Origin of the sequence: Vibrio sp. V42_P2S4T144, assembly GCF_009904715.1 — a bacterium.
GTDB lineage: Bacteria > Pseudomonadota > Gammaproteobacteria > Enterobacterales > Vibrionaceae > Vibrio > Vibrio alginolyticus.
Genome location: NZ_WXWS01000055.1, coordinates 1 through 11,598 on the forward strand (window position 1 = coordinate 1; position 11,598 = coordinate 11,598).

The following is an 11,598-nucleotide window of genomic DNA, read 5'->3' on the forward strand; positions in this document are numbered from 1 at the left end:
TTGGTTAGAATAATCAGGGGGTTAAATCAAACGCCTATTATTTCTGTTTTGGAATAATTTATTTAAAATTTTTGAGGTTTTTGTTGTGTCAGTTATCAATAGGATAGTAGCGAGGCGTACTCAGCTTTCGCAAAGCGGTCGTTTGGTTGGCGATTGGATTGTTGAAAACGCAGAAAAGGCGGCGCTGCTCACCAGCCAAGAACTTGCGGCGCAAGTAAAAGTGAGTCAATCGAGCATTGTGAAATTTACTCAGCGTATCGGCTTTAAAGGTTACAGCGAGTTTAAGTTAGCTCTGAATGAAGAGATTGGCCGTAAGCATGCGATGCAGTCGACACCGCTGCACAGTGATATTTTGGCTGACGACCCCATTGCGGTAATTTCACAGAAACTGGTGAAAGCGAAAACCGACGCTATGTTTCAAACTACCAATACGCTGTCTTACGAAGCGTGTCACCAAGCGGTGAAATGGTTGAGTGAAGCGCGTCGAGTGCAAGTGGTCGGGATTGGGGGCTCTGCACTGACCGCGAAGGATTTAAGCTTTAAACTGCTTAAACTTGGTATTACGGCGCTTTCTGAACAAGACAGCCACGTGCAGATTGCTGTTGCCCGCACGCTCTCTCCAGAAGATGTTCAGATCGCAATCTCGTTTTCGGGTGAGCGCAAAGAAATTCTCGTCGCGGCAGAAGCGGCAAAAGAGCAGGGCGCGAAGGTGATTGCGTTATCTGCGCCTGGAAGAAGTCGCTTGCGCGGTATTGCCGATATTACGTTTGATACGATTGCCAATGAAACGGAACATCGCAGCTCATCCATTGCTTCGCGTACCGCGCAAAACGTGATCACCGATTTGCTGTTTATCATCTTGGTTCAGCAAAGAGACGACAGTGCCCGTCAGTTGATCAGCGATATTAGTACCGACATCAAACAGATCCTCACATGATCGCTTGTTTAACAGCGGACTAGAGATCCGGATCGTGCCTCAGCAAAGCAATAAAAGCGGAGAGATGTTTTTCAATGGTGAGATCGGCAGAAATCGCGGGTAATTCCAACGTGATGCAAGGTAAATCACGTTCACTACACCAAGTGCCGAATGAGCCGGGTGTTTCGTAGTCGACATCGTCTACAATTGGCAGTTGGAACTGCTCGCGGAGCCATTTGGCAAGGTCGGAATGTTTGGGATCATCCACAAACGCAAGCGGTTCATGAAACGACACCACAAACTTTGGCTTGCGCAGTTCAATCAAGTTAATTAAAGCGCTAACTTCAGGCTCTAGTTGATTTTTAGTGCCAGTTTTCACCTGTACGTCTCGAACGGGGGTGTGAGAACTCCATCGATACACTGTGCCATGCTCAGTCCAATTTTGGGTTGGAAACGCGCGATTGAGATCCACTTGGTTTGCATTTGCGCGTGTGCCTAGCTGGTTGCCGTCCGGATTCAGTGACAGAATCACATCATGTCGTAAGTTTTCAGCAGGCAAGCTTCTTAGCGCGCAGGACAAACCTGCAATCGAGGCTGTCTCATCCCCGTGAGTGCCTGCCAAAATCAAACCTCGTGAAGCACTTTCGACTTGAGCCGGAAAATACAGTAATGGCGCACCAAGCACGGATTGACCGTATGATGTTGGCCGAATTAAAAATGCCGCTCTTTCCGTTCTTGGAATTAGACTCACCGTAATCTCCTGATTGATGAAGTAGTATCAATATCTAAGCTAATTACACCTAGCTAAACTGAACCGTTTAAACTCGTCAACGGTTGAAATGTTAATTGTGGCACTTGCTTCACAAGACGCGTTAGGAGAACGAAAAACGATATGGATTTTAAAAAACATTCAACGGCGTTGCTGATTTCCTCTTTATTCACCCCTTTTCTTGCTACATCAGTTGCTGCGGAGACCTTACCTAAAGGCATTCAACTTGCCGCAGAACAGCATTTAGTACGTGCGAATGACGCAGAGGCGGCGACGCTTGACCCAGCGAAAGCCGAAGGTCTGCCAGAAATGCATGTGATTCGTGACTTATTTGAAGGGCTTGTGATTCAAGATCGTGACGGAAACATTATTCCCGGTGTGGCAGAATCATGGGAAACCAAGGATAACCAAACCTTTACTTTTCACTTGCGCAAAGACGCGAAATGGTCGAATGGCGAGCCTGTGACAGCGGATGATTTTGTCTATTCACTGCGCCGAGCGGTGGACCCGAAGACCGCTTCTCCAAATGTTTGGTATCTCAAACTCACCAAGATCAAAAACATCGCCGATGTAGCAGAGGGCAAAAAGCCTTTGGACGATCTCGGTATCAAGGCAGTGGATAAATACACCCTACGTTTTGAGTTGGACAGTCAAGTGCCGTACTTTGTTGCTATGACTGGGCACACGTCCATGATGCCAGTGCATCAAGCGACAGTGGAAAACCGCGACAAGCCGTGGAGCGATCCAGACCAATTTGTTAGCAACGGTGCATTCACATTGGATAAGTGGGTCGTGAATGAGCGCATTGAACTGGTTAAGAGTCCAAGTTACTGGGACAGCGCAGATACGCATCTAAACAGAGTGACTTACATTCCGTTTGAAAACCAAAACGCGTCTATCAATCGCTATGCGGCAGGAGAGCTGGATATCACGTCAGATGTGCCGACTCATTTGGCGCAGAAGCTTAAACAAGATTACAAGCAGGCTTACACGGTGGTGCCATTATTGTGTACGTATTACTACGCGTTCAATACCACTCGTCCGCCATTTGATGATGTGCGAGTGCGTCAAGCGGTGTCGTACTCCATCATGCGTGATGTGATTACGAATGGTGTCACGCAAGTGGGCAACCTTCCTGCTTATACTTTTGCGCATCAGTACACCGCAGGGTTTGATGCGACGCCGCCTGAATACAGTAAGTGGAGTCAGCAACAACGTGACGAGAAAGCGCGTCAGTTGTTAAAAGAAGCGGGTTACAGCCAAGACAAGCCGCTCGATTTTAAATTGCTGTACAACACCAGTGAGGCAAACAAATCGATCGCGGTTGCGATAGCGTCGATGCTACAAAAAAATCTCGGTGCACACGTGGAGTTAGAAAACCAAGAGTGGAAGTCGTACTTAGTGGCGCGTAAACAAGGCAATTTCGATGTGATGCGCGCTTCCTGGTGTGGTGATTACAATGAAGCGTCTACTTTCCTGAGCTTACTTCGCTCAGGTTCTTCGGGTAACTTTGCACGTTACAGCAATGAAGCGTACGACAACGCGATGAACAGTGCATTGGCCGCAACCGATGAGAAAGCGCGCCAAGGTTTCTATGATCAAGCCGAGCAATTGTTGGCGGCGGATATGCCAATCGCACCGATTTACTACTACATGCAAGCGCGTTTGGTTCGTCCTACGGTTGGCGGTTTTGCCAAGAGCAACGTAGAAGGTCGTATCTACTCGAAAGACCTCTACATCAAGAAGTAGCGCTCAAAACAAGCGATAAATATGAAGCCCCGAAGATGTATCTTACGGGGCTTCTTTTTATTGTTAGCGAGTGGAGAGCTTGTTCACGAGCATAGCGACTCGTTTGCCAAGATACTCTGCTGTTGCAACATCAGAAGCATGCAACTGACCATCTTCACCACCTTGTGCAACAATACCACCTTGTACACCATAACGATTCAGGTTTTGCTCCCCAGAATTGCTGATCTTATCCAACCCGACCCACATCATGCCGTGTTGGTTAGCGAGCGTTTGTAGATATTGTAATGTGCAAGATTGGTCGCCATTCATTGCCCCACCACTGGTAAAGCCAGCCGCGATTTTGCTCGCCCATTTTTGGTAATACCAAGATTCACTGCTTGCATCTGCAAATGCTTTAAACTGCGCTGCTACACCGCCCATATAGGTCGGTGAGCCAAAGATAATCGCATCACACTCAGCAAGTTCATCCATTAGTTTAGGGTTCACAAAACGTCCCTCAATAATCTCATTGCCTTCAATTCGGTGAGAGAGGATTTCACAGTCATCTTGCTGCTTAATGCCTTGTTGTTCAACGCCTGCGGCAATCGCGCGAGCAAGCTGACCAGTAACGTCGGTTTTAGAGAAATAAATAATCGCAATTTTGGACACAATGGTTCCTTTTTTCATTGTTGATTTTTAATCGTGCGACTAAGGCTAAAACCTCAAGTTAAGTTGAGGTCAACACTAAAACTTAAAAAGAAGTGCATTAAAAAGCCGATGTAGATACATCGGCTTTTTAGTGGGTTATTTCTTTCTGCGAGTATAAATCCGAGATTTTACTTTACTTGGCTCTGGCTTGTTTTTCGCCAGCTTTAGCACTGCTTTTTGCAAAATCTGATTGTTTGGGTAAGTGATTAAGTTTCCGTTGTCGTGCTTAATTAACACGTGAAACATACTGATTTCTTGAATCTCACCGCAGATGTCTTCATCTTTATCTACGACTTTAATTCGGTCACCCACTCGGTATGGGAAGACAAAAAAGATCAAAAAGCTGGCAGTGATGTTGCTCAGAATTGACCACTGCGCAATAAACGCCACACCTAATACGGCAAAAATGGACGATAGGAACAAAGACACATCGCCATAGCCAATACCTGTGATAATGGCAAAAATAGAGGCGGTCAAAAATAGCAGCGCGACATTGAAACAGCGCTGAATAAAACTCAAACGAGCCTTTTTTACACCTTTCGTTGTTGCCAAATTTAGGATGGCTCTATTTACAATCCTCTTCAGGATGCGATACGCGATCAGGACAAAAATGCCCATCAATAGTTTGTAACCGAGGGAGCCCGTAGTGAAATACTGGCTCACTTGCTCTAATTGGATCCAATCATTCATTTCTTCATCTCGACGATATCTAGAAAGCGGCTTTTATAGCTGATTTTTTGCTGTAAGTAATCACAATTTTTCTTTACACCATTTGTCTCTGTGTTGAGGTACTACAGAGTACTATATTGGTTAATCAAAGACTTAGTGAGCATTGCGAACTCTTTGGCTTTATTACTTATATTCAACCAAAGCTGACGTGATTTTGAAAAGAGCAATCTTTGAGCTGTATCCCATATCCGACATTCTATGACGCTAGTTCCTTATAAACGAGCTGAATATGACTTTTGTCCTGATAACCTAAGGTGTATTAATTGAAATAGCTTTTAGGGCGTTGAAAAATGGAAGAAGATGAAAAGGCGATTATGATTTTATTCGTGATTGTTGGCCTTGTACTCGTTTGGGTCGCGCTTGAAGAACTTAAATATCTCGGGCTCCCAATAAAATAAGCCCCGTTAAACACAAGTTAAACGGGGCCCTTGTCTTTTATCAATGTGAATTCAGGCTAGCTAACCGCACGCACTTTGCCTTGTTTCAAATCGTTCAGCACTTGCGCTTTAGGGCCATCTGCAATGATGCTGCCTTTTTCCATCACAATTACGCGATCAACGATGTCGAGCATAGACGTTTTATGCGTAATCAGAATCAGCGTTTCACTAGGTTTCAACTGTGCTAATTGATGTTTAATGTGCATCTCTGAGCGATTATCCATCGCACTGGTTGGTTCATCCATTAGTAGAACAGGAGGACGACCCAAAAATGCACGAGCGATCGTGACTGCTTGACGTTGACCACCCGAAAGCATTGCTCCACCTTCACCAACTTGGCGTTCTAAGCCCGCTGGGTCAGATTGCGTAAACGCAGTAACACCGGCACGATTTGCTGCGTCTAGTACGTCACGGTCATCGGTTAATGGGCGACCTAGCGTAATGTTGTCGCGGATAGAACCAAAGAACAGATTCGAATCTTGCGGCACACAACCAATATTACGGCGAATGTCGACATGATGCAGCTGTGCGATGTCGGTATCATCAATGCGAACATGACCTTCCGTCGGCTGATACAAGCCCATGATGAGACGTTCTAACGTGGTTTTACCCGAACCGATACGGCCTATGATCGCTACTTTTTCGCCTGGGTTAATGGTCAAGCTCAAATCTCGAATCGACGCCACCGGTGAATCTGGGTAGTGGAAGGTCACGCGTTCAAGTTCAATTTTGCCTTGTACTATTGGGCGGTGAATGTAACGTTTACCTTCTTCTTGTTCATCCGGCATTTCCATGACTTGATTGATAATTGTCATAGAAGACTTCGCTTGGTTGTAGCGCGTAGAGAGTAAGGATAACTGAACCAAAGGACCAATCGCGCGGCCGCTAAGCATGGTTGCGGCAATCAAACCGCCCATGGTTAAGTCGCCTTCTGCAATTAAGTAAACGCCTAGGATGATCATCCCTACGTTACTACTTTGCTGCACAAAACCTGCTGCGTTTTGAATGCTATCCGTAATTCGGCGGCTTTTTATATTCCAGTTCGCCATGTGCGCAACTGCCTCTTCCCAGCGGTATTGGAATTGGCTTTGCGCACTGAGCATTTTTACGGTTTCTAACCCAGCCAAGCTCTCTATCAAATTGGCATATTTTTGCGATGCTAGGCGTGAACCCTCCTCAATGGAGCGACGCAGCGGCCCTTGTATAAGTAGCGAGTGAATAATCAAAATGACCACGCCCACCATCGGTACATACACAAGATCGCCAGCCATTAACCATATAATCACTAAGAACAAAATGGCAAAAGGCAAATCAATGAGAGCACTGACGGTCGCTGAAGTAAAAAACTCTCGAATAGATTCGAATTCTTGTAAATGGCGAGCGAAGGCACCGACCGAAGGCGGCTTCGATTCCATTCTAATCCCCATCACTTTGCTGAACAGTTTGGATGAAATCAGAATGTCAGACTTCTTGCCCGCCACATCAATGAAGTAATTTCTCAGCGACTTGAGAATGAAGTCGAACAGGAACACGACAAAGATGCCACTTGCTAGTACCCATAGGGTTTCAAACGCAAGATTCGGAACCACTTTGTCGTACACCAAGCGAGTGAATAGCGGAGCGGCAACCGCAAAGAGGTTGATGAGAAGTGATGCGATTAAAACATCACGGTAGATGCGTTTTGACTGCCACAAGGTTGACCAGAACCAGTGGCCTTCGTTGGTTTTGAGCACTTCGGGAGAGCGCTCATCGAAACGGAATTGCTTTTTAACTAAAAAGTACCGACCAGTGTATTGCTCAAGTAGGTCTTCTAATGGAATAGAGATCGGCACCATTCCACTTTCTAGGGTGGTGACTTCGGCCTCGCGTTTCTCCATATTGATGCTGTTGAGAACGCAAGAGTCACCGCCTTTAAGAACTAAGATTGCTGGCAGAATTAGGCTAGAGATGCTCTCCAGCTCTGCGCGGTTTTCCTTGGCAACCAATCCGGCCCTTTCCGCTGCTCTTGGTAGCAAAAATGGGGTCAGTTTACCGTCAGATAGCGGTAGTCCGTTGACTAGCGCTTCTGGCGAGTTAGCTAACCCATAGTAACGGCTAACGTAGATGAGCGAATTCAGTAAAGGGTCTTTCATCGTTGATAAACCTTTTTATTCCTTGTCGACGATGAATCCTTGGAATACCTCAACAAAATGTTCAGTGAGGAAGTCCAACTGGATTTGAGTTTCGATACGCGATGCGATAGTCGTAATACCAAGGTTGTGGGCAGTACGAGAGATCGACGTTAGCGTGAATTTCTGTTTTTCGTCGTGCAAGTTGTGTGTGAATAGGTAATCGAGCTTCACATAGTTCGGGCGGAACTCTTGGATGTATTCCAAAGATTGGAAGTTACGTCCGTAGTTATCTACGCCGAACTCAGCACCTGATTGGCGAATGGCATTACATAACAGTGCTGTGTGGTGAGGCTGATCGATAAAGCATTCCTCTGGAATTTCAAAGTGTAGCTTAGAGGCCACTTTGGCGTGTTTCTCTAGCATGCTAGTTGTCCAGCGAATAAACGATGGTTGAGACAAGCTGCTTTGCGCGATGTTAATCGCGACTGGGTCATTAAGTTCACCATTTTCTAGCATCTTAATCATTGATTCAATGACATACTGGTCAAAGATGTTGGTGGCGTCTAACTGTTCTAGTGCGAATAGGTATTGATTCGCACGATACGTTTCACCATCTTTTTCGATGCTTGAAAATACTTCGTTGTGGAATACTTTACCCCATGTGTTTTTCGCAGCTTGGAAACGGAATTTAACCCAATCACTATGAATGGCTTCTTCAACCAACGCTTTCCATTGCTGTTTACCCATCAAACTAGAAGGTGTATCACTGCCAATGAAGCCGTATGGCTTGTCTGGTTGCGCTTTGGCTTTCGATAGTGCGTTGTCCACCATCGAGAGGATTTCAGAACGCGTTTTCTGATCTTTGCTGTGTGCAACCCCTAGTGACGCTTTAGGTTTTGCTAAGCCTGTTGGGTCAGTATTTAGGCCGTTCACACAATTGACGATGCTGTCCGATAAAATGCGTAACTCGCTCTCATCCATATGAGGGAAAAGCAAGCCGAACTCATCACTAGACAAGCGAGCAATAGTGGCACCCGGTACATCAATGGTGTTTTTCAAACGTTGAGACAGTTCTTTAACGTGGGCATCTGCGCGTTGGTAATCTTTGGTCTCGTAAATGTCGCCAATGTATTCAGCATGGAGTAGCGCGATACCCCCTTGCGTTTGCTCTGCAAGCCATTGGTCGATTTGGTTGATGTAGAATGAGCGGTTACCCAATTTAGATATAGGATCGAGGTAAGCCTGAGCACGCAGACGTTGAGCCTCTTTGGCTTGCTCTTTGAATGATAGCTCGATTTGAGCAGACATCATATTAATGCCATCTACCACCGCGATAAGATCTTTGGTTCTTGGACGAGCAAGCGGTTCACCAAATTGGTTATTCGCGATTTCATGCATTTTATTCACGATGGCCGTTAACGGCTTTAGCGAGCGACGTAGGATGTATGAAATTGCCACTAAACCAGCCAGAAAAATGACACTGAATACAGACAGCAACCCAATAAAACCTTGCCAGAGCTGCTCGTAAGCTGCGCCTGGGTGGCTAATGATTTCTACTTCGGCGAGCTGCATCCAACCACTGGTCACAACACGCTTATCGTGAATCGCTTTAAATAGATTCATGTCGATAAACCATTGTGGCACCGTACTTGGTTTAACTGGGTAGGTACGCACGATCTGGTAGTCAGAATCTAATGCTGTAAGACGAACAACGGAGTAGGTGCTGCCGTCAAACAGAGCATTAATCACGGACTCAACCGCTACTTTATCTTTGTCCTTTAGGTAAGGAGCCAGTGCCAAACCTACGGTGTTAATAGTGTTGTTGACCTCTGAACGTTGCTGTTGCTCCAAGCTGTCTCGAGTCGTGTTGAATTGGATTACGAATACTGATGCCAACAAGAGTATAAAGACCGTAACCATCCCCACCACAAGCTTCTTATATAGGGTCATGTTTCTCACTCGTCATAGTTAATTTTAGGTTTATTTAACTGCAACTTACGTTCGCGCGAGCGTAAGTCATTCCAAAGGCTCAACCGTGATGCTTTCCCTGCCAGCTCTCCAGTGCTAGCAGATGACTTCATCAACCACAGGTTTGTACCATTAAAACTGTATATCGGTAGCAAGTCGCTACGCTTAGAGGCTCGGACAATGTCAGGATTGATATTATCGAGAATGAGCGGCTCAGAACTTGGGGTAGGGTAGTAAGCTAATACCATGTGAAACTGATTCAGTTCGATGGCTTTTACGTATATTAACCGCATCTTTGAATCTGGTATTCCTAGCTCGAGTAAAGAGAAGTACTTAGCAATAGTGAAATCTTCACAGTCTCCTGCGTTACTCCCTAAAAATTCGAGTGGCGTAGCCCAATAATCTGTCTTTCCCCACAGTTTTATGTCGTCAACGAAATACAGCTGATTAAAAAAGTCGTTAACGCCAGCGAGCTGTTCATGAGTCTCTAATTGTTTAAATAAGTCGAGGTTCTTTCGCCATGTATTTACGCGCAATCCCGCACGTTCGCCGTACACCGCTGTGACCGTATTGACCCATCGTTGTTCTTTACTGTTCAGCGCACCAAGTTGGAACGACAAACAACTTAAGCTGATTAATAATGTAACTTTACGCTGCAAATTGGATCGCATATTCGACTCGTATCACAAGTATACTCTTCTAGAGAGTTCGTCAGTGAGAAATAAGTGCTTTTTATTTAATCACTTATCGCTCAATACTCCCTATCGCGAGTATCTTAATGTGGTTTACTCCTTCAAGGCGTTCGTTTTGGCACTTAAAATCGGTTTAAGTAGATATTCCAAAACGGTTCGCTTCCCTGTGATGATATCGACCGATGCTGTCATTCCTGGAATGATTGGTAAATCTGCATCTTGACCAAAGTTTGTTTTTTCGGTGCGTACACGAACAATGTAGAAGCTGTTGCCTTCTTCATCTTGAGTGGTATCCGCGCTGATATGTTCCAACTCTCCCTCTAAACCGCCGTACTTTGTGAAGTCGTAAGCTGTAAATTTCACGATAGCATGAAGATCTGGGCGTAAAAATGCGATGTCTTTTGGCGCAATTTTCGCCTCTACCAATAGTGTGTCTTCTGTTGGTACGATCTCGACGATATCCATACCAGGTTGGATAACACCACCGACAGTATTGATGTTCAGTGTTTTGATTTTGCCTGTTACTGGCGAATTCACAACCGTTCGGTTTACTCTATCTTCCAAGCCCACCGCTGATTCAACCAAGGCAGATAACTGGTCTTGGGCGCTGTTGAGTTTCTCTTGCTGTTCAGAGCGGAATTTGAGTGCAACATCAATACGGTTGAGCATGGATTCTCGAATCGCTGATTGCAATACGGGAATCTTGAGCTCACTGGACGTCATTTCACGACGGGTATCGTTGACTTGGCGCTGTAATTTGAGCAGTTCAATACGAGGAACAACGCCCTCGTCTGCCAAAGGTTTGGTGATATCGAGTTCTTTTTTCGCGTATTGGTAGCTTTGACGCAAGTTCCTTACTCGCGCTTGGATCTCTACCAAGTCCTGCTGTTTTTGCTGCACTTGTTGGTCAATAACAGAAAGTTGGTTGCGTAAATTATCTAGATCTTCGCGATATTCTGCTTTTTGACGCTGTGTGAGTTGAGGTCGAGTCTCTTCCAAGGTTGGTGGGAAGGTCAGTTTACCGTAATCAAGTAGTACACTTTGACGCCAGTTTTCCGTTTCAAAATCACGATTAACGGCAACACTGTTAATAGAAGCGGATAGTTGCAGCACAGATGCGGTAAGGTTGGCAACTTGTTGCTCACGTTCACGAAAATCTGAGCGAAAGCGGGTGTCATCGATAAGCAGTAACTGTTGGCCTTTTTCAACCAACTGACCTTCTTTGACCAAGATTTCTTTGACTAAGCCCCCTTCTAAGTTTTGGACTACTTGTATCTGTGAGGAGGGAATCACTTTGCCTTGACCAACCGTGACTTTGTCGATTTCAGCCCAAGATGCCCAACCTATTGCTGCAATGAAAAATAGCACCATAACCCAGAGCATAAAACGCGCGCTGTTGGGGGTATTGAGGAGCAATGCTGCAGTTTTGTCATCAACAAAATCCAACTCTTCATCGTTGAGTTTGTTGTAGTTATCTCGGCTCATCACAGTCCCTGCTTATATAATTACGGATTATCTTTTTGATCTTATTATTATTAAC

At 45.4% G+C, this 11,598-nt stretch carries 9 protein-coding genes; 2 read left to right on the top strand and 7 right to left on the bottom strand.

The annotated features are described in order from the left end of the window. The first annotated feature begins 85 nt into the window (after nt 1-85). Nucleotides 86-937, top strand: coding sequence for an SIS domain-containing protein (locus tag CAG68_RS01730; protein ID WP_005383578.1), 852 nt, complete (start codon nt 86-88; stop codon nt 935-937). Nucleotides 938-956: 19 nt separating this feature from the next. Here CAG68_RS01730 and mpaA read toward each other — a convergent pair whose 3' ends face one another. Beyond that, nucleotides 957-1,667, bottom strand: a complete 711-nt coding sequence (gene mpaA / locus CAG68_RS01735) for a murein tripeptide amidase MpaA (protein WP_086047165.1) — start codon at nt 1,665-1,667, stop codon at nt 957-959. 141 nt (nt 1,668-1,808) lie between these two features. Between mpaA and CAG68_RS01740 the strand changes: the two genes are divergently transcribed. Next, nucleotides 1,809-3,434 (top strand): ABC transporter substrate-binding protein, encoded by a 1,626-nt coding sequence (locus CAG68_RS01740; protein ID WP_161440717.1) that lies wholly within the window; start codon nt 1,809-1,811, stop codon nt 3,432-3,434. 63 nt (nt 3,435-3,497) lie between these two features. On the opposite strand, the gene CAG68_RS01745 is transcribed toward CAG68_RS01740, so the two are convergent. From CAG68_RS01745 to CAG68_RS01770, 6 genes are all read right to left on the bottom strand, one after another. Beyond that, entirely contained in the window at nt 3,498-4,082 is a 585-nt protein-coding gene (locus tag CAG68_RS01745) for a flavodoxin family protein (RefSeq protein WP_017635653.1), read from the bottom strand. A gap of 135 nt (nt 4,083-4,217) precedes the next feature. Then, a complete protein-coding gene (locus tag CAG68_RS01750) occupies nt 4,218-4,811 on the bottom strand; it encodes a mechanosensitive ion channel family protein (RefSeq protein WP_042522270.1) in 594 nt (197 codons plus the stop codon). A gap of 493 nt (nt 4,812-5,304) precedes the next feature. Next, on the bottom strand, nt 5,305-7,419 hold the full coding sequence (locus CAG68_RS01755) for a type I secretion system permease/ATPase (RefSeq protein ID WP_005374556.1): 2,115 nt from the start codon (nt 7,417-7,419) through the stop codon (nt 5,305-5,307). A 15-nt stretch (nt 7,420-7,434) separates the two neighbouring features. Continuing rightward, nucleotides 7,435-9,348 (bottom strand): bifunctional diguanylate cyclase/phosphodiesterase, encoded by a 1,914-nt coding sequence (locus CAG68_RS01760; RefSeq protein WP_005374560.1) that lies wholly within the window; start codon nt 9,346-9,348, stop codon nt 7,435-7,437. 5 nt (nt 9,349-9,353) lie between these two features. Then, the gene (locus CAG68_RS01765) at nt 9,354-10,037 is read right to left on the bottom strand and encodes a transglutaminase-like cysteine peptidase (RefSeq protein WP_005374561.1); all 684 of its coding nucleotides are present in this window, start codon (nt 10,035-10,037) and stop codon (nt 9,354-9,356) included. 114 nt (nt 10,038-10,151) lie between these two features. After that, nucleotides 10,152-11,543, bottom strand: a complete 1,392-nt coding sequence (locus tag CAG68_RS01770) for an HlyD family type I secretion periplasmic adaptor subunit (RefSeq protein ID WP_005374562.1) — start codon at nt 11,541-11,543, stop codon at nt 10,152-10,154. Between the last annotated feature and the right edge of the window lie 55 nt (nt 11,544-11,598).